23 protein-coding genes are annotated in these 25,178 nt (G+C 45.3%); 12 read left to right on the plus strand and 11 right to left on the minus strand.

Translation table 11 applies throughout. The annotated features are described in order from the left end of the window. Positions 1-14 precede the first annotated feature (14 nt). Entirely contained in the window at positions 15-1,385 is a 1,371-nt protein-coding gene (locus Q0R52_RS08370; protein ID WP_295793895.1) for an alginate export family protein, read from the minus strand. A gap of 514 nt (positions 1,386-1,899) precedes the next feature. Between Q0R52_RS08370 and Q0R52_RS08375 the strand changes: the two genes are divergently transcribed. From Q0R52_RS08375 to Q0R52_RS08390, 4 genes are read left to right on the plus strand one after another with little or no spacing between them, the layout of a single operon-like run. Further along, positions 1,900-2,682 carry an alpha/beta hydrolase gene (locus Q0R52_RS08375; RefSeq protein ID WP_295793897.1) on the plus strand — a complete coding sequence of 261 codons (783 nt, stop codon included), beginning with the start codon at positions 1,900-1,902 and terminating at the stop codon, positions 2,680-2,682. 18 nt (positions 2,683-2,700) lie between these two features. Next, complete coding sequence (locus Q0R52_RS08380) at positions 2,701-4,485, plus strand: amidohydrolase (RefSeq protein ID WP_295793899.1); 1,785 nt, start codon at positions 2,701-2,703, stop codon at positions 4,483-4,485. A gap of 21 nt (positions 4,486-4,506) precedes the next feature. Beyond that, positions 4,507-5,514: a hypothetical protein gene (locus Q0R52_RS08385; protein ID WP_295793901.1), complete on the plus strand. Its 1,008-nt coding sequence runs from the start codon at positions 4,507-4,509 to the stop codon at positions 5,512-5,514. Between the two features lie 21 nt (positions 5,515-5,535). Further along, entirely contained in the window at positions 5,536-6,465 is a 930-nt protein-coding gene (locus tag Q0R52_RS08390; RefSeq protein WP_295793903.1) for an alpha/beta hydrolase, read from the plus strand. Between the two features lie 477 nt (positions 6,466-6,942). Here the strand turns inward: Q0R52_RS08390 and Q0R52_RS08395 are convergent, their stop codons facing one another. The 9 genes from Q0R52_RS08395 to Q0R52_RS08435 form a co-directional block, all read right to left on the minus strand. Further along, a complete protein-coding gene (locus tag Q0R52_RS08395) occupies positions 6,943-7,149 on the minus strand; it encodes a DUF2892 domain-containing protein (RefSeq protein ID WP_295793905.1) in 207 nt (68 codons plus the stop codon). 89 nt (positions 7,150-7,238) lie between these two features. Next, a complete protein-coding gene (locus Q0R52_RS08400; RefSeq protein ID WP_295793906.1) occupies positions 7,239-7,871 on the minus strand; it encodes a Crp/Fnr family transcriptional regulator in 633 nt (210 codons plus the stop codon). A gap of 18 nt (positions 7,872-7,889) precedes the next feature. Beyond that, positions 7,890-8,108 (minus strand): rhodanese-like domain-containing protein, encoded by a 219-nt coding sequence (locus tag Q0R52_RS08405; RefSeq protein WP_295793907.1) that lies wholly within the window; start codon positions 8,106-8,108, stop codon positions 7,890-7,892. A gap of 81 nt (positions 8,109-8,189) precedes the next feature. Beyond that, positions 8,190-8,609, minus strand: a complete 420-nt coding sequence (locus Q0R52_RS08410; protein WP_295793909.1) for a DUF983 domain-containing protein — start codon at positions 8,607-8,609, stop codon at positions 8,190-8,192. A 78-nt stretch (positions 8,610-8,687) separates the two neighbouring features. After that, entirely contained in the window at positions 8,688-8,873 is a 186-nt protein-coding gene (locus Q0R52_RS08415) for a DUF2892 domain-containing protein (protein WP_295793911.1), read from the minus strand. Between the two features lie 18 nt (positions 8,874-8,891). After that, positions 8,892-9,197 carry a hypothetical protein gene (locus tag Q0R52_RS08420; RefSeq protein WP_252790904.1) on the minus strand — a complete coding sequence of 102 codons (306 nt, stop codon included), beginning with the start codon at positions 9,195-9,197 and terminating at the stop codon, positions 8,892-8,894. After that, a complete protein-coding gene (locus Q0R52_RS08425; protein WP_295793913.1) occupies positions 9,194-12,418 on the minus strand; it encodes an efflux RND transporter permease subunit in 3,225 nt (1,074 codons plus the stop codon). The genes Q0R52_RS08420 and Q0R52_RS08425 overlap by 4 nt, the downstream gene beginning before the upstream one ends. A gap of 4 nt (positions 12,419-12,422) precedes the next feature. After that, positions 12,423-13,532 (minus strand): efflux RND transporter periplasmic adaptor subunit, encoded by a 1,110-nt coding sequence (locus Q0R52_RS08430; RefSeq protein ID WP_295793915.1) that lies wholly within the window; start codon positions 13,530-13,532, stop codon positions 12,423-12,425. A gap of 10 nt (positions 13,533-13,542) precedes the next feature. Further along, a complete protein-coding gene (locus Q0R52_RS08435; RefSeq protein ID WP_295793916.1) occupies positions 13,543-14,886 on the minus strand; it encodes a TolC family protein in 1,344 nt (447 codons plus the stop codon). 191 nt (positions 14,887-15,077) lie between these two features. On the opposite strand from Q0R52_RS08435, the gene Q0R52_RS08440 reads away from it, so the two are divergent. The 3 genes from Q0R52_RS08440 to Q0R52_RS08450 are packed head-to-tail and all read left to right on the plus strand — an operon-like array spanning position 15,078 to position 18,326. After that, the gene (locus Q0R52_RS08440) at positions 15,078-16,541 is read left to right on the plus strand and encodes a sodium:solute symporter (protein ID WP_295793917.1); all 1,464 of its coding nucleotides are present in this window, start codon (positions 15,078-15,080) and stop codon (positions 16,539-16,541) included. Continuing rightward, the gene (locus Q0R52_RS08445) at positions 16,528-17,022 is read left to right on the plus strand and encodes a GNAT family N-acetyltransferase (RefSeq protein ID WP_295793919.1); all 495 of its coding nucleotides are present in this window, start codon (positions 16,528-16,530) and stop codon (positions 17,020-17,022) included. Before Q0R52_RS08440 ends, Q0R52_RS08445 begins: the two co-directional genes overlap by 14 nt. A gap of 44 nt (positions 17,023-17,066) precedes the next feature. After that, positions 17,067-18,326 carry a serine hydrolase gene (locus Q0R52_RS08450; protein ID WP_295793921.1) on the plus strand — a complete coding sequence of 420 codons (1,260 nt, stop codon included), beginning with the start codon at positions 17,067-17,069 and terminating at the stop codon, positions 18,324-18,326. Positions 18,327-18,688: 362 nt separating this feature from the next. Here Q0R52_RS08450 and Q0R52_RS08455 read toward each other — a convergent pair whose 3' ends face one another. Next, positions 18,689-19,576, minus strand: a complete 888-nt coding sequence (locus tag Q0R52_RS08455) for an AraC family transcriptional regulator (RefSeq protein ID WP_295793923.1) — start codon at positions 19,574-19,576, stop codon at positions 18,689-18,691. Between the two features lie 246 nt (positions 19,577-19,822). On the opposite strand from Q0R52_RS08455, the gene Q0R52_RS08460 reads away from it, so the two are divergent. From Q0R52_RS08460 to Q0R52_RS08480, 5 genes are read left to right on the plus strand one after another with little or no spacing between them, the layout of a single operon-like run. Next, positions 19,823-21,472: an alpha-L-fucosidase gene (locus tag Q0R52_RS08460; RefSeq protein ID WP_295793924.1), complete on the plus strand. Its 1,650-nt coding sequence runs from the start codon at positions 19,823-19,825 to the stop codon at positions 21,470-21,472. A gap of 5 nt (positions 21,473-21,477) precedes the next feature. Then, positions 21,478-22,746, plus strand: coding sequence for an L-fucose:H+ symporter permease (gene fucP / locus Q0R52_RS08465; protein ID WP_295793925.1), 1,269 nt, complete (start codon positions 21,478-21,480; stop codon positions 22,744-22,746). A 35-nt stretch (positions 22,747-22,781) separates the two neighbouring features. Then, on the plus strand, positions 22,782-23,117 hold the full coding sequence (locus Q0R52_RS08470) for an L-rhamnose mutarotase (protein WP_295793927.1): 336 nt from the start codon (positions 22,782-22,784) through the stop codon (positions 23,115-23,117). Between the two features lie 16 nt (positions 23,118-23,133). Further along, positions 23,134-24,150 carry a zinc-binding alcohol dehydrogenase family protein gene (locus Q0R52_RS08475; RefSeq protein ID WP_295793929.1) on the plus strand — a complete coding sequence of 339 codons (1,017 nt, stop codon included), beginning with the start codon at positions 23,134-23,136 and terminating at the stop codon, positions 24,148-24,150. 11 nt (positions 24,151-24,161) lie between these two features. Beyond that, the gene (locus Q0R52_RS08480; protein WP_295793930.1) at positions 24,162-25,175 is read left to right on the plus strand and encodes an aldo/keto reductase; all 1,014 of its coding nucleotides are present in this window, start codon (positions 24,162-24,164) and stop codon (positions 25,173-25,175) included. The last annotated feature ends 3 nt before the right edge of the window (positions 25,176-25,178 follow it).

Consider the following 25,178-nt stretch of genomic DNA (forward strand, 5'->3'; position numbering starts at 1 on the left):
TTAAGTTTTCCCGTTCAAAACTTAAGGGTGATGGTGCTGCCCGTCATTAAAATATCTTTGCCCGGGCCGGCCTCTTTTAAATAATCCCCGGCACTGAACCAGGTGAGCTCCTGCCTGAAATATAAGTATTTATTCGGGGTATATTCCAAAGCTGTACCCAATTGCCGGCCGATTTGCTTTGAAAGACCTTGTCTGCCCGAATAAATAATTTTACCATTTACGGCGTACAGCCCATCGTTGCGGTTCATCCGCCAAAACAGATCGTAGTCTGCAGCAAAAAGTAGTTTTTTGCTGAGATTAAACTGAACATACGGATGGGCATCAAGTAAATTAGCCGGGCCAATAAGTGCTGCCAGGCCAAAATATGCGCCTTTTGGAAACAGCGGGTTGAAGGTGTTTAACCTTCCATCACCATAATTTTTATCGCCACTAATGGCTTCAGTTTTTAAACCAACCTGTGGTTTGAGTTTGCTTTGATAAAATGTATATGAGATATTGGCCGACAAGGTCCACGCCGAAATGGTGCTGGCGGCAAAATCACCAAACTGGTAAAGGCCTTCAATATCGTACTGCCAGCCTTTTGTGGTTTCCCATATCCTTGCCCCAACAGAATGGCGTGTTTCAATCCCCTTTCCGTCATCGAACGATGCTGCTTTTTTATGGATACCCAAGTAATAAACGTCGAAATTTTGAAGTACCGGTATTTTGTTAAAGGCGGCATAAGCTCCCCAAAATTGCGTGGCATTGTTGAAGCCGTCATCAAATATATTCGGCTTGGCGGCCACGTAATGCGAATAAAAAAGATCCAGCTTAAGGTTTTTGCTGCCATACATTACTTTAGCCGCATCAAAGGATTGTCGGTTATTTGGAGCTTCGCGAACGGCCACCAGCCTTTGCGATCCGTACGAAAGTTCCTGCCGGCCAAATCTTAAAGTTAAATCTTGCCCATTGTTTAGTGATGTCGAAAAATCAACAAAAGCCTGATGCAAATCCAGCGGGTTTTGGTCCACCGGCGATGGGGTTTCCTTTTCGCCGTTTGCTAAGCTACTTTGCAATTGCACAAATGCCCGAAAATGTTTACCGGCATGGAAATCAACATGGCCCAGGTAACGCGTTAACACAAAGCCGTCCTTATCTTCCGGGGCGGCACCCCATTCCTCGTTCTCAAAATGAAAATACTGGTAGCGTACTTCGCCGCCAAAGCTAAAGTAGGCGGTTTTTTCTGTTGAAACAGGGTTAAACTTTAGCCGGTGGTACCAATTAGATGATGTATCCTTTGCCAGGTAAGCATAGTTTTCGTCGTAACGGAGCTGCTTGAACGGAACGTCCTGCGCTGAACATGCGCAGGATGTGAAAATAACGATCAGGATAACGAGGTTTTTCATGAGATGTAGCTGTAAGGGCAGATTTGATTTTTGGGTGATGAACTCATTGCTGGTGAATTTCGCACTTAGCTAATTTGAACAGCGTTAGTCAATTGTGATACCATTATTTCAACTAATTGATTATAACATGTTTAATACATCTAAAAAACGATTGACGGCTTTATTTCGGAGTTTGGCCAGTTGTTTTACGAAATAACGTTGCGACGTTATTTCGCTTCGGTTGTTAACATCCCACCTGCAGCCCATAACCTAAATAACGATATTTCGCTGCATCTTAAACCGTCTTTTGTTTTACCTTATTTCGTTGTTCTTACGTCGCCCGGTAACGATATACAGCAATTATAAATCCATCTTAAAATTTACACAACTGATTATCAGATATTTAAATTAATGGCTTGCGCCTTGTCAATAGTGTTCCATATCAAATAAAAAATGAACATGAACACAAATCACCAATCATCAGCCTTCCGCCCCGGGGCGGCATATTGGCCAATCCATTAACACCTTACACATTATGAAAGTTACTACGTCTAAAACCATTGTTTTTATTACCGGCGCGTTTGTAAGCAGCGACTGCTGGAAGGAATGGAAAGCTTACTTTGAACAACAAGGCTATACCACGCTGGCTCCGGCCTGGCCATATAAAGACGCGCCAGCATGCACGCTGCGCCAAAGGCACCCGGATACCGATGTGGCGAGCCAGCGCTTAGCTAACCTGACGGCTTATTTCACCACCATTGTGGAACAACTTCCTGAGAAACCGATTCTAATCGGCCACTCAATGGGTGGATTAATTACTCAACTATTAGTTCAAAAGGATTTGGCTGCGGCAGGGATCGCCATACATTCTCTGCAGCCCCGAGGTATTTTTACTTTCAAACTTTCCTTTTACAAAGCAGGCTGGGGTGCTTTGGGCTTTTTTACAGACCCTAAAAAGACCTACCTTATGTCGTTTACCGAATGGCAATATGCTTTTACCAATGGCATGCCGTTCGACGTGCAAAAAGAAGCCTATTACAACCTGCTGGTGCCTGAATCAAAGTTGCTGGTACGGGATGCTACCACCAGTGCAGCTAAGGTTGACTTTTCCCGCGCGCATGCCCCGCTATTGTTCCTGTCCGGCAGTGCCGACCGCTTTATCCCGGCTTCGCTTAACTATACCAATTACAAAAAATACACCGACAGCCAGTCCATAACTGACTATAAAGAATTTGCCGGGCGCAACCACTTTGTGCTTGGTCAGCCGGGTTGGGAAGAGAGCGCTGAGTTCATTTTAAACTGGCTGGGAAAAATTTAAAACTCAAAAAAAATACCTATGAAAAATTTACACCCGATTCTCGGAAAGCTGTTATGCCTGTTGTTTATGACTGAGGCACTCTCGGCATCCGCCCAGCAAAAAGCCGACCTTATTATTTACAACGGCAAAATTGCCACGATGACAAGGCCGGGCGACTTTAAACAGGCTATCGCCATGCAAAATGGCCTCATCCTGGCTACCGGCAACACGGAAACTATTTTGAATGCTTATAAAAGCGCGGCGACAAAACTGGTAGATGCCGGCGGAAAAACCGTTATTCCTGGCTTAAACGACAGCCATATGCACGCCATCCGCGAAGGGCTCAACTTCAATATGGAGTTGCGCTGGGATGGCGTGAAGACGCTGAAACGGGCTATGGAAATGCTGAAAGAACAAGCCGCACGCACCCCTCCCGGCGCCTGGATAAAAGTAGTTGGCGGCTGGAACGAATTTCAGTTTGCCGAAAAAAGACAGCCCACCATCGACGAGATTAATGCGGCCGTGCCGGATAAGCCTGTATTTATCACCTACCTGTATGGCAAAGCCTTTCTGAATAAAAAGGGCATAGAAGCCCTTGGCTATGACAAAAACACCAACTATCCCGGCAGCATAGTTGAGTTAGATAAGGATGAAAAGCCTACTGGCCTTTTGTATGCCAAAGAAACCCCGATGGCTATTTACCGCACACTTGCCCTAACCGGTACGCTTACACCCGAAGAAAGGATCAATAGCTCTGAGCATTTCTATCGCGAAATCAATAGTTTCGGCATCACCAGCGTAGTTGACGCGGCCGGCGGCGCACAAAATTATGATGCCGATTACAAGGCTTCGCTTTCGCTGGCTAAGGCTGGAAAACTTACGGTAAGGACTTCGTATTACTTATTCGCGCAGCAAAAAGGCAAAGAGTTTGCAGACTATGAAAAATGGATAACCCAAACCTATCCCAACAAAAACGACCATATGCTGATGCCAAACGGCTACGCGATGGAAGGCGCGGGTGAAAACCTGATCGCATCGGGAGCGGACTTTGAAAATTTCCTGGAGCCAAGGATTGTGCTTTCGCCGGATATGGAAGCCGATCTCGAGCCGGTTATCCGCCTGCTGGTTAAAAATCGCTGGCCGTTTCGCCTGCATGCTACTTATGGTGAGTCAATCGACCGTATGTTGTCTGTATTTGAAAAAGTGAATAAAGACACCCCATTTAACGGCCTACGCTGGTTTTTTGACCACGCTGAAACCATTACCGACCCGGAACTTGCCCGTGTTAAGGCCCTTGGCGGTGGTATTGCTGTACAGTTTCGCATGTATTTCCAGGGCGAGCTGTACACCAAAATGTACGGGCATCCTAAAACGCAGCTTCCTCCCATCAAAAAAATGCTTGCTATGGGTATCCCCGTAGGCATGGGGACTGATGCGCCGCGCATATCAACCTATAACCCCTGGATGGCGCTGCACTGGCTGCTAACCGGTAAAACCATAGGCGGCATGCAATTTTGGCCAAAAGAACAGTTGCTGGATAAATTTAGTGCACTTAAATTGTACACATCGGGCAGCGCCTGGTTCTCGGGCGAACAAAAACTGAAGGGCAAATTGGTGAAGGGTATGTATGCCGATATGGTCATTTTATCGGGCGATTATTTTACTGCCAGCCCCGAAAAAGTTAAGCACATCACTGCTTTGATGACCGTTGTAAACGGCAAAGTGGTATATGCAGCCGGTAAATATGCCGATCAAAGCCCGCCGATCCCTGAAGTTATTCCTTCATGGTCACCAGTAAAGTACTATGGCGGATATCAAAAATAAAATCAACCTAAAAAATAGAACATGAAAAATTGCAAACTGAATATTGCGGGCACCCTTTTATTGCTACTAATCGGTGCAACAGTCTCAGCCCAAACGGGTATGCCGCCGATAATACCCATCTGGGATGCCAACAAAGTAGAATTAAAACTGCAAAAGCTTAACAATGACATCTATGCGATAATCCCGACAACAGCCGAAAAAGAAACCTCCATGGGTATCCCGCAGGCAACTACCGGAGGCTTCATCGTAGGCAGTAAAGGGGTGCTGCTTATCGAGGTAATGCTGAGTAAACGCTTATACGACCAGGAAGTAAAACTCATCCATTCGGTAACTGATAAACCTATTATCTACGCAGTAAACACCAGCGACCACGGCGACCATTGTTTCAGCAATTACCTGCTACCGGCGGCAACTATTGTAATTCAGAATGAGTTTGCCAAAGAAAACCTTTCCCAAAATTACGACTATATCAAGCATTTTATGGTGACTTTATTTGGGACTAACCGCGGTATTGAAAATTCCGTTTACCGCGCAGCAGATATTGTCATCCCCAAAAACAGCAACCTTAAGATCGACCTTGGTGATGAAAAGCTAGTGGAGCTCTTAAATGTTGGCACCGCTCAATCGCCCGCCGACCTGTTTGTCTGGATGCCTAATCAAAAGATATTCTGGGCAGGTAACCCCTTCATCGCTGAAAGCCCTGCCATCCCGTGGCTGTTCGACGGTTTCTTTTTAGAACCCGCCGCTAACCTCAAAAAGGTCTACGACTTTTTGCCTGAAGATGCCGTCGTTATCCCCGGCCATGGTCGCATCACCAACAAAGCAGGTATAAAGTACACCATTGATTACGTACAGGAACTGAAAAAACAAGTGGAAGCTGCGGTTGATAAAGGCCTTACACTTGAGCAAACAAAAGAAGCGGTAAAAATGAAGGACTATGATAAAGGCTACGTGCTGTTCGACTGGCTGCACTTCAACTTTAACCTCCCAAATGCTTACAAAGATATCAGCGATAACAAGAAAAAATAAACATTAAAAAACAATCAAATCATGAAAACTATAACAACAATTAGGCACTTTGTTCTGGCCCTGGTATTTATTGCATTTGCCGCCAGTGTGTCGGCAGCCGATTTACCGGCCAACCCGCCGGCAAATTTTAAACATCAGTATGCCATGGTTAACGGCGTCAGGATTCACTACGTAATCGGCGGCAAGGGCGAACCGTTGTTGCTGGTACACGGCTTCGGCCAGAACTGGTATATGTGGAACAGGCTGCTGCCCGAGCTGTCCAAACACTTCACCGTAATTGTACCCGATATGCGCGGCGTTGGTGAATCAGGAAAAACGGCAGGCGGTTACGATAAAAAGAACATGGCTGTGGATATGCACGAACTGGTAAAAAAATTGGGCTTTCAGCATATCAACCTCGCGGGTCATGATATCGGCTTGATGGTGGCATACGCCTATGCAGCGCAATTTCCCGGCGATGTAAAAAAGCTGGCTTTAATGGATGCCTTGTTACCGGGCATTGAGCCGGTTTGGAGCCAGGTTAAAGCCCAGGCCTGGTGGTTCGGCTTTTTCGCACAGCCACATGCCGGAGAATTGGTTTCAGGTAAGGTCGGTCTATTTTTTACGGATTTTTGGCCAGTTGTTGGGTTTCAAAAAAATGCTTTTACCAAAGCAGAGACTGCCGAATTTATCAGGGCTTATTCTGTACCCGGCGCTACTACTGGTGCATTCCATTGGTTTGGCTATTTTAACCAAGATGCCAAAGACAACGTTGAATTTGCTAAGAAAAAACTGCCAATGCCTGTACTTGCTATGGGTTCAGATCATTTTGCAGGAGCATTCCTGGCGGCCCACACACGGCTGGTAGCGACCGACGTGCGGGAATCTATCATTAAAGACTCGGGCCATTGGGTGGTACAGGAAAATACCGCGCAGGTGCAAAAGGACCTGTTAGCGTTTTTTTTAAAGTAAAGTAGGAACCATATATTTTTAAGGCTGCGCTTTTTGTGCCAAGGCCGGTTACACGCCGGCAAAGCGTTCCGTTCTTGCACGGAACACCCCGAACAAAGTGGAACATTCTGACTATGAGAATGTTCCGCTTTTACTAAAATGCAAGTAACTGATAATAAAGTATTTTATTAATTTCATCTTTTTTAATGCAGAGCAGTTTACGCTAAAAATACCCAATGTACCGCGCCTGAGGCTTACCAATAGCCCGGGCTGCACACGGGCCGCCGAATGGGCAGTGTCGACCTTGGAATATTGGGGACTGCATTGCTGTTTACTCAACCGCTATTAACGGTATTTAATATTGCAATACCGTACTACCAAAACTTACTTTCTTTATGTTCCGTGTTGTTTTTACCAACCGGCTGGTTATTGCTTCGATATCTGAAAAAATATCGACCGACCACGTGAGTTTAGTTTTTAGCGGGTAGTCTCCGAAGATTAAGGGTTCGAGCGCCTGGTTCTGATGCCGAAAGGCAGATATAAAGGGCAAAAACCAATCAAACTTGTAGCAATAAATATTATAGCAATTATTAACAATACTGTCGCTAAAGTACCTGATATTAAGTTGGTATAATATAAAACCCCGATTGCTATCACTGCAAGTACGCGGATAATACGATCGGCTGTACCCATGTTCCTTTTCATAACTCTAATTTTTTATTAAAGCTAGCGGTTATAAACCCTTGGAACGGTGACAAATGTTACACAGAAACGTGATGTTGGTTACAGTCAGATCAGTCAAAATCATGCAGTAACTTGATCTCATTGCGATATAGCAAGATTTTTCCGTTATTTTCCAGGATCTTGAGCAGGCGGGAGATAACGACCCTGGAAGTAGCGAGTTCGTCGGCTATTTGATAATGAGAGGCTTTTATGGCACTCGAGCCTGACAGGCGCTTTTTTTCTTTTAAATAGGCAATGAGCCGATCATCCAGTTTATGAAAGGCAATACTTTCTATAGACTTTAACATTTCTGAGAAGCGCTCATTAAAGCTCCGCATAATGTAGTTTTTCCAACTAGGATACTTGCAAAGCCATTCATCCAGTTTATTATGCGGGATAGCGATGATCTCGAGATCGCCTTCAGCAATGGCTTTCACTTCGCTCTTCTTTTCTTCCAGGCAACAACTATAAGCCATAGAGCAAGTTTCGCTGCTTGAAAGGTAGTATAGCAATATCTCATTACCGTTATCGTCCATTTTCAGAACTTTTAAAGTCCCTTTAGCTACCAGCGGCATCATGCGGATATACTTTCCGTAGTCCATAACGATGTCTCCATCTTTAAATGACCGCAGTTCACCAAATTCCTCGATTTCTTTAATCAGGGCGGGTTCAAATTGAAAAGCTAAATTGGCTGGTTCGTCCATGCAGCTAAGTTAACAGTATTAAGCCACATTATTCCAGCTCCCGCCATTGATAACATTCGTAATCCCGTTGTTTTCAAGAATAGCCTTTGCCTGCCCGCTTCGGCCTCCGCTCATACAACAAACAATGATATTGTTCTTGTCTTTAAATTTGTCCAGTTGTAACGCTACCTGTTCAACCGGGATATTTACAGCACCCTTCGCATGCCCCGGCCGCGAACTCGCCGGGTGAGCGAACATCTACTAAAAATGCCCCCTGTTTAATCAGACTTTTTAAGTCAACCGACGAAGAACCGCCGAATAGTTGATTAAATATACCCATCACACAATGTTATTAGTAAGCGGCTTACTTAATTCAGGATCATAGCGCAACCCCGGCGTCAGCCAGTGCAGCAGGAGCACTTTTGAATACCTCAAATTAAACGGCGCCAGCACTCCCACTACTCCCAAAAGAATAATAATATACAACCAGGGATTGTCGCTCCCTGTAAGTATCGATGTTGCGACGGCTAAGGTCACAAGTTCAGCTACTATAAAGGCATAACTTACATACATAGCCGCATAAAAGTACCCGGGCTCCCGTTCATAAGTCATACCACAATGCGGGCAATGGTCATGAATTTTCTGCCCGGTTAAGCTGTATATCGGTTTGGAATAAATGTCGCCAACGCGGCATTTTGGGCATTTGCCACTGATAATAGCAGGCCACATGGTCAACTTCTTTTCCTCGATCTTTTCCATTTCTTTGATGGTTAATTTTAAAAACCTACACACAAAGGTGCTTTGAATCTGGGTTCATGACGGTTACAATTGTTACATTTAGTCTTTGACACCAGCCGCCTTCAGGATCAGTTCCAGGGGGCAAAATTTTGTAAACGCTGATTGCAGTAAGTTAACCCCTACAAAAACGCCCAGCCATAGCCAGTTAATATTTACAGTATATGCTAAAGCGATGCTGGTTAGCACCATCACGCCGGCAACGGCGCGTACTATTCTTTCTTTCATGATCTTTAAATTATAGGATTAAACGGATTTCTCAACAGGCATGACAAATGCCCTGACCGGGAAATTTTCTTTAAGGGTTTCGTTATACTCTCTAATCAGCGCCATACCGTGTTCAGCATTTGCTGCCGGGGTAAAGGTGAATATCATCATCGAATCAACCTCTTCACCACCGCTGGCAAACCAGTCTTCTAAAAGGTTTAAGGGCGCGCCATTCCGGTGCCCTGCGATTTCACTCGTGCTGAACACATCAATATTTGCCTGTTTAAATATCCGGGAAACATCGCCCAGGTATTCTTTTAGACAGGTTACTACCAATAGTTTCATGAGTTAGATTTTTTAGGGTTAAGTTTTGTTTTGCGCATCATTTTGAAGTATAGTAAAGGCACCACGATGAGGGTCAGGAAAGTGGAGGTAACCGTACCGCCCATCAGCGAAATTGCCAGGCCCTGGAAGATAGGGTCAAACAAAATGATCACCGCTCCTAAGGCAACAGCACCAGCTGTCAATAAAATAGGCGTAGTACGAACGGCACCAGCTTCGATGATCGCCTGCTTGAGCGGGATGCCTTCATCCAGCCTGATATTAATAAAATCAATGAGTAATATGGAATTACGTACCATCACACCAGCGAGTGCGATAAAACCGATCATAGAGGTAGCTGTAAAATACGCATGCAGCATCCAGTGGCCCAAAACAATGCCGATCAGGGACAATGGTATCGCAGCCAGCATCACCAGCGGAACGATGAAATTCTGGAACCAGCCTACGATCAGGATATAGATCATGATGATCACTACTGCAAATGCAATACCCAGGTCGCGGAACACCTCGAAAGTGATCTGCCATTCTCCATCCCATTTCAGGCTGTAATTATCCTCTAATTCCGGCTGATGCGTGTATTCCTCTTTTAATGTAAACCCTTTTGGCACTTTAACAGTTTTTAAATGATCAGACACGTCAGAGATCGCATACGAAGGACTTTCAAGGTTGCCGGCCATATCACCCAGCACATAAACCACTTCTTTCTGATTTTTGCGGTAAATGCTTTTCGGCTTGATCTGCCGGGTTACGGTAACTAGGTCCTTTACGGGTACAGCATTACCCTGTATACCCATCACTTTCAGATTCAACACATCGTCTATACTGCTCTTATCCGCATCGCTTAATTGCAGCTTGATCGCTGTTTGGTTATAAGCGGCGGGCTGGGCAATATTGCCTACGGGCATCCCAGACAAGCCTGCATTAACCGTAGCTGCTATTTGTGCGGTGGCAATGCCATAACGCATGGCTTTTTCCTTATTCACTTCAATATGGTACTCGGGCTGATCATCTTCCACCATCCAGTCCATATCCACCACATTGGAGGTTTTTTCCATCAAACCCTTCACCTGCCGGGCAACTTTGATCTGCTCTTGGTAGTCGGGCCCATAAATTTCGGCCACCAGGGTCGACAACACCGGCGGTCCCGGCGGAACTTCCACGATCTTCGCATTCGCCTTATATTTTTTAGCGATTGCCTGGATCGGGGCGCGCATTTCCTTGGCAATCCCGTGGCTTTGGATGCTGCGGTCTTTTTTATCTACCAGGTTGACCTGTATATCGGCTACGTTGTCGCCACGACGTAAGTCGTAATGACGCACCAGCCCGTTGAAACTAATCGGTGCTGAAGTGCCGATATAAGTTTCATAATTCCGAACGAGCGCTTGCCCCGACACATAGGAACCAATGTCTTTAGCTACGGCTTGCGTCTTTTCGAGCGTGGTACCTTCCGGCATATCGATCACCACCTGGAACTCATTCTTGTTATCAAATGGCAGCATTTTAACGGCAACTGCTTTGGTATAGAACATCGACAATGACGCGAACAGGATCACCACAATGCTCATTATAAATGTCCATCGTTTCCAGCGGGTTGCCAGTAATGGCTGGATGAACGAACGGTATATTTTATAAATACGTGTTTCTTCCAGTAACTTCGGTTTGCTTTCTTCGTGTGCGGTACCATGTTTTTCTTTTTCGCGCAGAAAGATGTAACCCAAGTATGGGGTTAACGTCAACGCAACGATCAGCGAAAGGATCATGGCAATAGAAGCGCCGATCGGCATCGGGCTCATATAAGGCCCCATCATACCGGATACAAAGGCCATCGGCAAGACGGCAGCTATTACCGTGAATGTTGCAAGGATAGTAGGGTTACCCACTTCGTTAATGGCATAAATAGCGGCTTGCAGTGGCGGCAGCTTTTTCATTTTAAAGTGCCGGTGCATATTTTCCGCGATGATGATGGAATCATCCACCACGATACCGGTAATAAACACCAGCGCAAACAGCGTGATACGGTTAAGCGTATAATGCATAAAGTAATAGGCGAACAAGGTAAGCGCAAAGGTGACCGGTACGGATAAGAATACTACCAGGCCACCGCGCCAGCCCATCGCCAGCATCACAAATACGGTGACCACTACGATGGCGATGAACAGATGGAACAACAATTCGCCTACCTTGTCCGAAGCGCTTTCGCCATAATTACGGGTAACGGTCAAATGCACATCGTTAGGCAAAAGGCTTGCTTTCAGGTGTTCCACTTTACCAAGGATCTGTTCGGACAGTTTCATCGCGTCCGCGCCTTTCTTTTTGGCTATCGAAAGGGTGACAGCCGGGTAATTCGATTTAAAGACCTGTACGTTTTTAGCATCCGCTTTTCCATAACCAAATAGAACATACTGATTGGGCGTTTCAGCGCCTTCGTCAACTTTGGCAATCTGTTTCAGGTAAACCGGCTGTTGCTGGTTAATGCCCACCACTAAATTACCTACATCATCTGAAGAGGCCAGGAAATTCCCCGTCTCTACGGAAAAAGCCGTATCCTTTTGGAGCAGGGTGCCCCCAGGCAATTGCATATTGCTGCCCTGTATTTGTTTACTGAGCGATAAAAAGTCCACATGGTTCTCCGCCATCTTATTTTTGTCCAGCAATACTTTTACCTCACGGTTGCGGCCACCAATGATGTTGACATCCGATACATCGTTGATCTTTTTAACCTCATTGGCCAATTCCTGGCCAATTTGTTTCAGCTGGTAGTCGTCGTATTTATCGCTCCAAAGGGTTAAACCCAATACCGGCACATCGTCAATGGCCCTGGTTTTGATCAATGGCAGCGTAACACCCTGCGGCATTTTATCCATGTTCTTCATCAGCTCACTGTACAGTTTCACTAGCGAACGTTCCACATCTTCACCTACATTAAACTGCACGATAACCATCGCCTGTCCCTGCATCGAAGTGGAATACACGTATTCCACCCCCTTGATATTCGAGATCATTTTTTCAATTGGCGCCGCAACTTTGGTTTCCACATCTTTTGGGGAGGCCCCCGGGTAGCCGATAAAAATATCGGCCATCGGTACCTGTATCTGAGGTTCTTCCTCGCGCGGAATTAAGAACGTACTGTAACCGCCGATGAGTAAAAAGGCGATCATCAACAGTATCGTTAATTTCGACTGTATAAATGCCTTGGCTATATTTCCTGCAAATCCGTCTTTCATGTCCTTATTTTATTTTAACAGCTACACCGTTATACAATCTGCCTTCTGCGCTTACAATGAATTGTTCGTTTGCTGCCAGCCCGCTTAAAACTTCGACTTGATTGCCTTGTGTTCTGCCCAGCCTTACCCAGCGCAGCAGGGCAGTATGGTTACTGCCAATGGTGTACAAACCCGTTAACTGGTCTTTATATTCAATAGCTGATACCGGAACCATGATTTGTTCACTGGTATTAGCTGTTTTTACTATCTGTGTTACAGGGATAGTTACATTGGCATACATCCCGGCGAGCAAGCCTTGCTTTTCATTATCGGGGATATTTACTTTGATTATATACTGGCCGCCGCTGCTTTGAGAAGACTGGGCGATCTGTGCTATTGTTCCTTTGATCGATTTATGAATAGCATCGATATTTATCGTCACCGGTGCATTTTCCTTTATCAAACTGATCTCACTTTCCGGCACCGACGCGCTAACCTGGTAACTGCCGCTTTGTTCAATGGTGAGCAGCGGCATACCGGGATTGGCCATACTGCCGGCGTCCATCATTTTCTGGGTAACCGTTCCGGCAAATGGTGCTGTCAAATTGGTATAGCTAAGCATCGCGTTCACTTCGTTGCGCTGTTGTTTGGCAGCTTCGAGTCCGGACTTGGCTGATTGATACTGTAGTGTGATATTATCCAGTTCTTTGGCCGAAGCGCTTTGTTGCTTATAGAGTGCAGTAAAGCGGTCATAATCTTTTTGTGCGTTTTGTGCGGCTGCGTTAGCTTCTGCAATCATTGCGTCGGCCTGGGCCCGTTTCGCAAGGATATCGTCATTGTTGATCGTTGCCAGTAATTGCCCTTTACTTACCCGGTCACCCACTTTGACATTGATCCTGGTGATATAACCCATTACCCGGGTGCTGATGTTAGCCGTTTGACTGGCTTCAACCTGTCCGCTTACGGTTAAGCCCTGTTTGGGATCAGCGGCAGGCTGGCTTACCGTAACTAATATCGCGGTATCTGTACCGGTTTGTGTATCTTTTTTTTCATTGGAAGAACAGGAACTGATAAGCACTAAACCTATAGCGGTAAATAGTTGTAAGGCCCTGTTTTTATAGATAGGTAAGTTCATATCTGATGGGTTATTTAGTGGTCGTTGTTGTTAATAATTTGATATATGCGCTGGTCATGTTGGCAGTAAACTGCGCCTGTGAGAGCGAAAACTTTAATTGAGATAGCTGGGTGTCGGCTGTTAATACATCAGTGGTGTTAACCAGCCCCTGCTGGTAACGATTTTGTAAGATCCTTACGGCTTCAGCTGCCTGTTCTATGGCTGCCTGGTCCTGAGCCATTTCAAACCGGGCGTCGGACAAGTCGCGGTAGGCTTTGTCCAGTTCCAACTGGCTTTGGTCTTTCTGCTGGGCTAACTGAACTGTCAGCTTGTCCCGTTCCAGTTTTTGCGCGGCAATTACATGTTTGGTTTTATTCCCGTTAAATACATTCCAAGATAACTGTACGCCTACCAGGTAAGCATTAGCGCCAAAACCGGTTAACCGGCTGTCGTTGTACTGGTAATTGCCAAAAGCGTTCAGTTTGGGCAGGTAGCTCATCTGGCTGGATTTGATCATCAGGCCGGATGCTTCGATTGCTTTTTGCATGGCCATAAAATCGGAACGGGTGGCCAATGCCTTTTGCGTGCTGTCTATAGCCCGCAGGTTTGTTTGCGGTTCATCAGCAATGCTGTAAATTTTCCCGGTCGGCTGGCCCATTAACAGGCTGAGGTAATCAGAAGCGTTAAGGATACTGCTTCTAGCTTTTGCCAGGTTACTTTCAACTGCGGTTACATGTACCTGGGCATTCAATAAGTCCGACTTCTGGATCAATCCCTGCTTGAAGTGATTGTCGGTGAAAGTATATACCGACTTTGCTGTTTGGCCTGCTTCCGCCAAAACCTTCTCTGCCTGGTAAGCCAGCTGTAGTTGCAAAAATGCTTTAGTAGTTTCGAAAGTGACATACTCCTGGGTACGCTGGGTTTTGTACCGGCAAACTTCGGTTTGCTTTTCGGCTCCCTTGCGTATGTACAACATATCGATATTGAGCAATGGCTGTTTAACCTCCATCTGTGCCATATAATCCGGTGTCGCGGAAGGGTGGTTTAAAAGGGCAGGATTAAAATCATTTTGGGTAATGCTGCGCTGCTGTAGCTTAAAACCAAAAGCATTGAGCGGGTTGTTCGTGCTCATCGCGGTATAGGACAGATCTACCTGCGGCAGGAAGATCGCGTCTGTTAGCCGGAAATTGGCCATTGCAATATTTTCGTCCATTTTGGCCATCTGGATGCTTTTATTGTTTGTTAGTGTAGCCTCAATTGCGTCATGTAGTGTCAAAATTTTGGTGTCCCCCTGGGCTAAAGCCATCGGGAGGAAGCCGATTGTCGATGCCAGGATACTGGCAAGGAACGTTATCAAATACTTATTACCGTTCATTAACTTTTTATTTGAAACAAAAGTAGTCCCGGCGAAAAAGTCAAACGGTAACATTTGTTACCCAGCACATAGAAGCGAAGATTAAATGTTCTAAAGGCTTTTTATCCTATCGAAACAAACCGGTCAGAAGGGTGGCGATAGTTGGAATCAAATTTTTCTTAGCTTTATAGCATCATTATTCAACTGCTCCCTTGAGTTCATCGCTGATCTTGTTTATTATCCTGGCTTATTTTGCCCTGCTGATGCTTATTTCGTGGTTTACCTCGAGGCAAACCAAAGACAATAGTTTCTTTGACGGCGACCGCGCCTCCCCCTGGTTCCTGGTCGCATTCGGGATGATCGGTTCGGGGATATCAGCGGTTTCGCTCGTTTCTATCCCAGGCAATGTTGGGAACAACAGCCTGTACTATTTTCAGTTTATCCTGGGCACTATCGTAGGTTATCTCTTTATAGCCTTTGTGCTGACGCCCATCTATTACAAATTGAAACTGGTTTCCATTTATACTTATCTGAAAATCCGCTTTGGCAATGTGACCTATAAAACCGGGTCGCTGTTTTTCCTGGTATCACAATCGTTCGGTGCAGCGCTCAGATTGCTGTTGTCTGTCAAGATACTGCAATACGCCTTTTTCGACAGCCTGCACATCCCCTATTTTCTCACCATTATTATCCTGCTGCTGCTCATATGGCTCTATACTAATAAATCGGGTATCAAAACCATTGTTTGGACTGATGCCCTTCAATCTTTTTTCCTTATCACGGTGATCATCGTTTCCATGGTCACTATAAAAAACTCCCTGCATTTGTCGGTGAGCGAAATGGTTGGGGCCATTATACACCATCCCTACGCTAAATTGTTCGACTGGAACATCAATTCAGGCTCCAACTTTTTCAAGCAATTTATCTCGGGGTTGCTGATTACGGTGGCGCTGGTAGGGCTTGACCAGAGTATGATGCAAAAAACATTAACCATCGCTAATGTCAAAGGAGCGCGAAAAAATGTATTGGCTTTCAGCTTTTTCATTGCGGCCGCACAAACGCTTTTCCTGGGTTTGGGTGTCCTTCTTTACATTTTTGTTGAAAAACAGGGTATCAGGCTCGAATCACAAAATGGCCTGCTGGTAAATACCGACGGCTTGTACCCTTATCTCACGCTCCATTATTTTGGCCAGGTTGGCGCCATTGCTTTCTTTATCGGTGTTGTTGCCTCAACCTTTGCCAGTATTGATGCCTGCATAACAGCTTTGACTACGGCATTCAGCTACGACTTCCTGGATTTCGAAAATAAACCGCACGAACAGAAAAAGCAGATCAAAAACCGGGTATTGCTGGGTGTGAACATCGTGATGTTCATCATCGTGATGGTTTTCTGGAGTAGTAAGGGCGCTATTATCAACACTATTTTTAAAATAGCAGGTTATACTTATGGGCCTATTTTGGGCTTATATTTAACGGGGCTGTTTACAAATATCCAATTGAAAGACAAGTGGACGCCGCTAGCCTGCGTTGCCGCCGCATTGTTTACCTGGGTGTTGAACAGTATATTTATTAGCTATTTGAATTTCGATTTCGGATTCATGAATATCCTGGTAAATGCTGTGCTAACCATACTGTTTCTGTTCATAATCAAAACGAAAAAAGATGCCCACACCTGAGGAATATGTTGTAATAGAACAAACAACCGACCCTGCTGATTTTGCCACTTGCGCTGCAATCATGTCGCGGACAGATCCCTGGATTACGCTCGGTATGGGTGCTGAAGACTGTTCGAAAGCCTTCCAGGGCCTTTACCGCGAGGTGTTTGTGCTAAGAAGGGGCGATGAGATCGCCGGTTTTTTTATCATTCAGCCACAGGGAAGTTTCAAAGGCTATGTCCAAACTATAGCCGTAGCTGAAGGCTACCGTGGCAAGGGTTATGGCACCCGGATATTGAAATTCTGTGAGGATCGTATCCTGAAGTACTCGCCCAATATTTTCATCTGTGTAAGTTCGTTTAACCCGGGCGCGCTCAATCTTTATACCCGCTTCGGTTTTAAAAAAGTAGGTGAGCTAAAGGATTTTATAAAGATTGGATTTACCGAAATATTGCTCCGCAAGACAGTAGGGCCTGCTTTCGATTATAAGGGTTCAGATTAACCGCGTTTATTTTTGTTATATTTCGCTTTTTCTCACCGTTCATTATGCGATTTTTAAAAACCTCGTTAGCAGCCTACATTATCAGTATGTGTTTAGTGACAAACTATTCGCACGCGCAAATGCAGGATCATAAGACACGGCTCGTGCACACCGTTGATAGTATATTAAAAAGCCAGGTGAATGCCAATAAGATACCCGGGGCGGTAATAGAAATAAAAATAGGTGATGAAGTGATCGTTAAACAAGCCTATGGTTATGCTCAGAAATATGATTATAATCATCAGTTACTGGCCCACCCTGATACCATGGCCACAGGCACCTTGTTCGATATCGCTTCACTGACAAAAGTGGTGGGTACTACCACCTCGATCATGTTACTAGTCGACCGCGGCCTGGTGCATATTGATGACCCTGTTAGCAAATTCATCAAAGCCTTTGCCAGCCCGGATAAGTCTTCTATCACCATACGCCACCTGCTGACGCATACCTCCGGTCTGTACGAGTGGTACCCGATGTACTATCGCGCATCCGGCAAGGAAGAAACCTTTAAGTTGATCGGCGGGCTGCCCCTTGGATTCCCGGTTGGGGCTGGTCGCCATTACAGCGACCTTGGCTTTACGGTTCTGGGTGAGATCATTGAAAAGGTTTCCGGGATGCCGTTGGATCAGTTCGAAGAACAAAATATATTTGTTCCGCTGGGCATGGGGCATACGATGTTTAACCCGCTTGCCAAAGGAAAACACTACGATATAGCCGCAACGTCATTTGGGAACCCTTATGAGAAAAGAATGGTATACGAGCCCTCGCTCGGGTACCAGTTCAAAGAGCTCAAACACGACCAATGGGCCGGCTGGCGCCATTACGTGTTACGCGGCGAAGTAAATGATGGAAACGCCTGGTATGCCGAAAAGGGTGTGGCCGGCGCAGCCGGACTGTTCTCGACAGCGGAGGATCTTCAGAAATTGGTCGATATGCTGGTCAATCACGGCAGGATCGGTTCAAAACAGTTTATTTCAGAGCAGACTGTTCAAACATTCCTTACTAAAGATCAATTCAGAAATGGCCTGGGCTGGATGATGGACCCGGAGAACCCCGTCATTGCCGGCGGACCGGCAGGTACGTTCGGGCATACTGGTTTCACCGGCACGAGTATAGCTGTTGTTCCTTCACTGAAAATTTCGGTGATCCTGCTTATTAATCGCCAGCACGAGGGACTAATCGATAACAAGGCCTACTACAACGTGAGTCCTGTTCGCGAAGAGATATTCAAAGCAGTGCTGAGGGCTGGGGAAAGGGTGAAATAGCTAAATCGCCGGGAGATCATATCTAGTTGCCCTCAATAATTACTTAGAAGTAGCAGATGAATTATTGGGCGTGGCTGATAGTCCTTCGACTAATACAGTCACGCAGGCTGGGCGAAAAGACAACTGCATGTGGCCGGCAAACATAAAACTTAGTTCATGTTTCTAAGTTGGTTGAGCAACACGGCACCCCCATTCAGATCCTAAAGAAATTATTCGTTCCCCTATCCATCCTTTAATCGTATAGCTCAGTCCCCTCAGTTTCCATTTGCAGTCGTTTATACCTTACTAATTCATTATCGGATTATTGGCGGTTGAATTTTTAATTATGTTTCTGCCGGTACCAAAACAATAAATAGGTATATTCAAACAATGCCATTTATAAGGTATGTCTGCCTTTTATATTTACCAGGCGGCATACCGGTAACCTTTTTAAATATTTTCGAGAAATAAAATACATTCTCAAAGCCCGCTTGTGCAGCGACATCGGAAAGTGGTAATTGCGTAGTGACCATTAGATATTGGGCACGTTCAATTCTTTTTTCATGAATGTATTGCAAAGGCCTTTCGCCCGTATGTTCATGAAATAAACGGGAAAAATAATCAGGATGCTGGTTAGCTATTTCAGCCAGGCTATTTACCGTCAGGTCCCGGTGCAGGTTTAACTGGATATAACTCATGGCATCGAGAATCTTAACAGGGATGCGGCTTGTCTCGTGATACTTAAATATTCCAGGCGCCAGGAAACGGGAAACCAATTGCAAAAGAATACCTTGTGTTTCGGTAAAAGCAGACATGCTTTGATGATTATTTAATTCCTGGTATTCCCGGTAATAAATATTTTTCTCATAAACAATCGGATTGTCGGAGCGATTGATGCCCCTGCCCGGGTTAATTTCCAATAGTCGTTTGAAATTAAGGGTATCTACTTCCTTTGCTTCGATTTTAAAGATCTTACGGTTATTTAAAAAAAGCGAAATGCCGTCTGGCGAGTCTTCAAAAAATTGCACGAAATACTGGCTGAGGGCATCCTGGCAGCTTAGGTTGCAGAAAGTAAAACTAGGTATTATATAAAGAAACCCGGCCTCCAGCTTTAACGTGGTGAAGACATCCGAAATTTCGCCCGCACCGGAATCGATATAATAAATCCTGAAATAGGGACTGATTACATTTTTGTAATTCCATTTACGACCAAGATGGACATGATCTACGTTTAATAATGTAAACGTATGCCTTAGCATTCTTTTTATCATAAGCACCCGTTTTAGTCTTTGTTGCAATAATAAGTAAAATGTCGGTTTTGTATAAAAAAAAGTCCCTTTAAATTAAACATTGGGGCATTTCTTCGGGCTAAATTTGATTTGCCAATCATCAACGCCCTTTAAGGATGTTGGGAGAACCAATTAATAAACGCCATGCTTCTCAATGTCCGGATTTGTTATGCCTTGCTAAAGAGGTTGCAAACGGCAAATGAGTAACATATTGAAATGTAGAAACCAATGAAAAGAAGAACACTTATTAAAGGAGCGCTATCTGCAATTCCTGCGCTATATCTGCAAAAAACATTCGGGAAAAGCATCTTTCCGTCAGTTACCGAACCGCATCTTGCATCCGGGCCATTTCAGCCGAATTGGGATTCATTAGCCCAGTACCAGGTACCTGATTGGTTTCGTGATGCCAAGTTTGGAATGTGGGCGCACTGGGGGCCGCAATGCCAGCCGGAGCGCGGCGACTGGTATGCCCGCGGTATGTACCAGGAAGGCAGCGATCAGTATAAATATCACATTCAAAAATATGGGCATCCCTCAAAATTTGGCTTTAAGGATGTTATAAACGAATGGAAGGCCGAGAGCTGGGACCCCGGTGAATTAGTTGGCTTATATAAGCGCGCCGGCGCTAAATATTTTATGGCCCTGGCCAATCACCATGATAATTTTGATCTTTACGACAGCAAATACCAAAGCTGGAACTCTACCCGCCTGGGCCCCAAAAAAGACCTTGTTGACGGTTGGGCAAAAGCTGCCCGTGAAAACGGCCTGCCCTTTGGGGTGACGGTGCATGCCTCGCATCCCTGGACATGGTATGAAGTTGCACAGCGAGCAGATAAAACCGGGCCTTACGCAGGTATCCCTTACGACGGCAGGCTCAGTAAAGCGGATGGCGGCGGCAAATGGTGGGAAGGTTATGACCCGCAGGGACTGTATGCGCAAAACCACGCACTTAGCAAAGATAGCCTGGATGATAACAGCATGGGCCGCCATTGGGATTGGGGCAATGGGGCCAGTGTGCCTGATAAGGCCTACTGCGATAAATTTTTGAACCGCACCATAGAATTGATCGACAAATACGGCCCCGAACTGATTTACTTTGATGATACCGCCTTACCCCTTTGGCCAGTGAGTGATGCTGGCTTAAAAATAGCAGCGCATATGTACAATACCAGCATTAAAAAACACGGCAAACTACAAGCGGCACTGTTTGGTAAAGTACTAAATGAACAGCAGCGCAAATGTATGATATGGGATATTGAACGCGGACAAAGTAACCAGATAGAACCTTTGCCATGGCAAACAGATACCTGTATTGGCGGGTGGCACTATGATCGCCGCATATTTGATAATAAACGCTATAAAAGTGCCAAAACAGTGGTGCATACCCTGGTTGATATAGTAAGCAAAAATGGTAACCTGCTGTTGAACATCCCGGTACGCGGCGATGGCACCATTGACAGTGAAGAACGTACCGTAGTTGAAAATATTGGTGCGTGGATGCAGGTTAACGGCGAAGCGATTTACGGCACCCGCCCATGGAAGGTATTTGGGGAAGGCCCGGCAACAGACTCGGCAGCACCAATTAGCGCGCAGGGCTTTAATGAGGGTAAAGGTAAACCATTCGGGGCCGAAGATATCCGGTTTACCGTAAAAGGTAAAACTCTTTACGCTATCATGCTGGGTTGGCCGGCGGGAAATGAAACCCTTGTGAAAAAACTAGCCACAGGTGATGATACTGGTAGGGTAAGCAAGGTAAGCATGCTCGGAAACGGTAATTTGAGTTTTGAGCAAACCGCAGCAGGCCTTAAAGTGAAATTGCCGGAACAGGCTCCTGGTAAAGATGCTTTTGTACTAAAGATTGAAGGAGCTATTGGGTAAATATCATGACAAAAAATAAAAGTCTTTTCCCATTTATATTGATCACCAGTTTGTTCTTTTTATGGGGATTTGCGCATAACCTCGACCCTATACTGATACCTCACTTAAAAAAGTCATTTACGCTTACAACCGTTGAAGCTACGCTGGTAGATTCCGCTGTATTTATAGCGTATTTTTTGATGGCGTTACCGGCCGGATTTATGATGAAGAGGTATGGTTATAAAGCCGGTATTATAACCGGGCTGTTGGTTTTTGCATGCGGTTCATATTTGTTTATACCTGCTGCAAATACACAGCAATACGCATTTTTCCTGGTTGCTTTGTTTATCATTGCCTGCGGATTGACTATCCTGGAAACAGCGGCAAATCCCTACGCTTCCTCGTTAGGAGCTCCGGAAACAGCTACACAACGACTCAATTTTGCACAGTCGTTTAACGGCCTGTCTACAACGCTGGCGCCTATCGTGGGTGCAAAAGTCATACTTACCAGGGACTTTACCCCGGCGCAATTACATGGAATGACAGCCGGCGCCCGCAAATTAGCGCTTGCCGCCGAAGCATCATCTGTAAAAATGCCTTATTTTATACTTGGTAGCGTACTGGTATTAATAGCGATTCTTTTTGCATTTACCCGTCTGCCTAAAATTCAGCATCGTGAAGGTCATACAGCGAGCAAGAGTATTTTTCATGCACTTAAACACCGCCATTTGGCATGGAGTGTTGTTGCCCAGTTTTTTTACGTGGGCGGGCAGGTTTGTGTTTTCAGCCTGTTTATCCTGTATGCGACAAAGGCAGCCGGTTTGCAGGAGGAGAAGGCAGCATACTATCTGGGCGCATGCGGGCTGGCGTTCGTTATCGGCAGGTTCATCGGTACTTTCCTTATGCGGTATTACAGTTCAACAAGGTTGCTGGCCGCTTACGCAGGTATCAATATTTTACTTTGCACCGTTGCCATTTGGGGGCATGGCATGACAACTATTTATACCATCATTGTTATGTGCTTTTTTATGTCTATTATGTTCCCAACAATTTTTGCATTGGGCATAAAAGAACTGCGCGGTGATACGGAATTCGGCAGCAGCCTCATTATCATGTCCATTGTGGGAGGGGCAATTTTACCACGAGTATTTGGTTATATCAGCGATGCGACAGGCAATATCCAATACGGCTATGCTGTGCCGTTAGTTTGTTTTATAGTAGTGGCCTATTTCGGACTGAGAGGGCATCGCGTAAATGCAAGACAGGAGACATTAAGCGCGCCTGTGAGTATTTAATAATGACCCAATTGACATCAACACATTGCAAAAACATGAAAAAATATTGTTTCGCCCTTGATTTAAAAGATGATCCTGAACTGATAGCCGAATATGAATATTGGCACAGAGCTGAAAACGGCTGGCCCGAGATAAGAAAAAGCATTATGGATGCCGGAATCACAGATATGCAAATATACCGCACCGGCAACCGTTTATTCATGGTCATGGACACCTCCGACAATTACAATTCCTCTCAAAAAAAACAGATGGACGCAGGTAATCCCAAGGTTCAGGAATGGGAACAGTTGATGTGGAAATTTCAGCAACCGCTGCCCTGGGCAAAAGACGGAGAAAAGTGGGTGCAGATGGAACAGATTTTTCAACTTTAAATTTCAATTGCAAAATATGCGAATTATCACTTGTGAAGAACCCGGGAAACTGGTGCCAGGTCAAATAGAAAGACCGTTGATAAAAAAGGGGTATGCACAAATCAGGATCAGGAGAATAGGTATTTGCGGAACTGACCTGCATGCCTTTGAAGGAACACAACCTTACTTTAGTTATCCGCGTGTTTTAGGGCATGAACTTTCCGGTGAACTGGTTAATGCTAACGGCGCACCGGGGTTTACCGAAGGCGAAATAGTGACGTTTATACCCTATTTCAGTTGCGGCCTGTGCATCGCCTGCCGGTCAGGCAAACCCAATTGCTGTTCCGCCATTACCGTTTGCGGTGTACATGCAGATGGCGGGATGGTGGAATTCCTGAACGTACCTGTCGACTCACTAATTCATGGTGAGGGGCTATCCTTCGATGAACTGGCATTGGTAGAACCATTGGCAATAGGGGCTCACGGCATAAGAAGAGCAAGTGTAAGCCCCAACGAATATGTATTGGTTATTGGGGCCGGGCCAATTGGTTTAGGTGCTATGGAATTTGCCCGCATTGCAGGAGCAAATGTAATAGCCATGGACATGAACGCAAAACGCCTGGAATTTTGCAAAAAACGACTGGGCGTTTCGCATACTATCGATGTAACACTAGAAAACGCAACCGAAAAGTTGTCTCATATCACAAATGGTGATATGCCCACCGTTGTAATAGATGCTACCGGCAGCTTAAAAGCAATCAATAACGGGTTTCAGTATATGGCCCATGGCGCCCGTTATGTACTTATCGGGTTACAGAAAGGCGAGATCAGCTTTAGTCACCCGGAGTTTCATAAACGGGAGGCAACCTTGATGAGTAGTCGCAATGCCACACGTTCGGATTTTGAACATGTAATCGCATCGATGAAAAAAGGCCTTGTACAACCCCATAATTATATTACACACCGCGTTCAATTCGACCAGGTAACAGAAGAATTCGAAACCTGGCTTGATCCGGCGAACGGTGTTATTAAGGTAATGATAGAATTACCTTGATCTCATAAAGTATGGACAAAGAAATAAAATGGCCTGAAGTAATTTTTGGAACCAGTGGCCTTGGTAATTTGTACGAGGCGGTTCCTTTTGAGCAAAAACGGGCTATTGTAAAAGCTTGCCTGCAGCATTCTGAAAAACCGGTGTGTTTTGATTCAGCAGGAAAATATGGTGCCGGCCTGGCCTTGGAAGCATTAGGCCGGTCATTAAAGGAACTTGGTGTAAACCGGGAAGAGGTACTGATCAGTAATAAACTTGGTTGGTTACGAACAAACTTAAACACCCCGGAACCAACTTTTGAACCCGGCGTGTGGCGCGACCTGAAGCATGATGCAATACAAAAAATAAGCTATGACGGGATATTGGAATGCTACCAACAAGGAAATGAATTACTGAATGGTTACAAGGCAGAACTTGTTTCGGTACATGACCCTGATGAGTACCTGGCAAATGCAAAAGATGCCGCCGACCGTAAAGCCCGATATCTCGACATTCTTGAAGCATATAGAGCTTTGTCCGAATTGAAAGCTTCCGGCGAAGTGAAATCAATTGGGGTGGGTTCAAAGGACTGGCGTATCATTAAACACATCACCAACGAGGTAAAGCTTGATTGGGTAATGATTGCCAATAGTATGACGATCCATAGCCATCCAAAAGCCCTGTTGGCGTATATGCAATCACTCGAATCGCAGGGAATAGCGATCATTAACTCGGCCGTGTTTAATGGTGGCTTTTTAGTAGGTTCAGGCTATTATAATTACCTGTTGAAAGATCCTATAGCAGATAAGAGCCTGTTCGATTGGCGCGAAAAGTTTAATCGGCTATGCGCTGAGCATGGGATACAGCCGGTAGAAGCTTGCATCGTTTTTGGCAAAAGTGCGCCCGGCGTTAAATGCATCGCTCTCAATACTACCAAAGCTGAAAAAGTTGCAGCGAACATTACATTAATGTCAAAAAAAATACCTGACGAATTTTGGACAGCCATGAAACAGGACGGACTTATCGAGCCTTCCTGTACTTTCATATAAAAC

It is taken from the genome of Mucilaginibacter sp., assembly GCF_025359345.1.
GTDB lineage: Bacteria > Bacteroidota > Bacteroidia > Sphingobacteriales > Sphingobacteriaceae > Mucilaginibacter.

Bases quoted from the DNA above. Each gene is read 5' to 3' on its own strand.
- Q0R52_RS08445 (WP_295793919.1), top strand. From the start codon at position 16,528: ATGCCCACACCTGAGGAATATGTTGTAATAGAACAAACAACCGACCCT.
- Q0R52_RS08405 (WP_295793907.1), bottom strand. From the start codon at position 8,108: ATGTTCGCTCACCCGGCGAGTTCGCGGCCGGGGCATGCGAAGGGTGCT.
- Q0R52_RS08395 (WP_295793905.1), bottom strand. From the start codon at position 7,149: ATGAAAAGGAACATGGGTACAGCCGATCGTATTATCCGCGTACTTGCA.
- Q0R52_RS08385 (WP_295793901.1), top strand. From the start codon at position 4,507: ATGAAAAATTGCAAACTGAATATTGCGGGCACCCTTTTATTGCTACTA.
- Q0R52_RS08475 (WP_295793929.1), top strand. From the start codon at position 23,134: ATGCGAATTATCACTTGTGAAGAACCCGGGAAACTGGTGCCAGGTCAA.
- Q0R52_RS08400 (WP_295793906.1), bottom strand. From the start codon at position 7,871: ATGGACGAACCAGCCAATTTAGCTTTTCAATTTGAACCCGCCCTGATT.
- Q0R52_RS08370 (WP_295793895.1), bottom strand. From the start codon at position 1,385: ATGAAAAACCTCGTTATCCTGATCGTTATTTTCACATCCTGCGCATGT.
- Q0R52_RS08455 (WP_295793923.1), bottom strand. From the start codon at position 19,576: ATGATAAAAAGAATGCTAAGGCATACGTTTACATTATTAAACGTAGAT.
- Q0R52_RS08470 (WP_295793927.1), top strand. From the start codon at position 22,782: ATGAAAAAATATTGTTTCGCCCTTGATTTAAAAGATGATCCTGAACTG.
- Q0R52_RS08480 (WP_295793930.1), top strand. From the start codon at position 24,162: ATGGACAAAGAAATAAAATGGCCTGAAGTAATTTTTGGAACCAGTGGC.
- Q0R52_RS08410 (WP_295793909.1), bottom strand. From the start codon at position 8,609: ATGGAAAAGATCGAGGAAAAGAAGTTGACCATGTGGCCTGCTATTATC.
- Q0R52_RS08450 (WP_295793921.1), top strand. From the start codon at position 17,067: ATGCGATTTTTAAAAACCTCGTTAGCAGCCTACATTATCAGTATGTGT.
- Q0R52_RS08435 (WP_295793916.1), bottom strand. From the start codon at position 14,886: ATGAACGGTAATAAGTATTTGATAACGTTCCTTGCCAGTATCCTGGCA.
- fucP (WP_295793925.1), top strand. From the start codon at position 21,478: ATGACAAAAAATAAAAGTCTTTTCCCATTTATATTGATCACCAGTTTG.
- Q0R52_RS08420 (WP_252790904.1), bottom strand. From the start codon at position 9,197: ATGAAACTATTGGTAGTAACCTGTCTAAAAGAATACCTGGGCGATGTT.
- Q0R52_RS08380 (WP_295793899.1), top strand. From the start codon at position 2,701: ATGAAAAATTTACACCCGATTCTCGGAAAGCTGTTATGCCTGTTGTTT.
- Q0R52_RS08425 (WP_295793913.1), bottom strand. From the start codon at position 12,418: ATGAAAGACGGATTTGCAGGAAATATAGCCAAGGCATTTATACAGTCG.
- Q0R52_RS08390 (WP_295793903.1), top strand. From the start codon at position 5,536: ATGAAAACTATAACAACAATTAGGCACTTTGTTCTGGCCCTGGTATTT.
- Q0R52_RS08430 (WP_295793915.1), bottom strand. From the start codon at position 13,532: ATGAACTTACCTATCTATAAAAACAGGGCCTTACAACTATTTACCGCT.
- Q0R52_RS08375 (WP_295793897.1), top strand. From the start codon at position 1,900: ATGAAAGTTACTACGTCTAAAACCATTGTTTTTATTACCGGCGCGTTT.
- Q0R52_RS08415 (WP_295793911.1), bottom strand. From the start codon at position 8,873: ATGAAAGAAAGAATAGTACGCGCCGTTGCCGGCGTGATGGTGCTAACC.
- Q0R52_RS08460 (WP_295793924.1), top strand. From the start codon at position 19,823: ATGAAAAGAAGAACACTTATTAAAGGAGCGCTATCTGCAATTCCTGCG.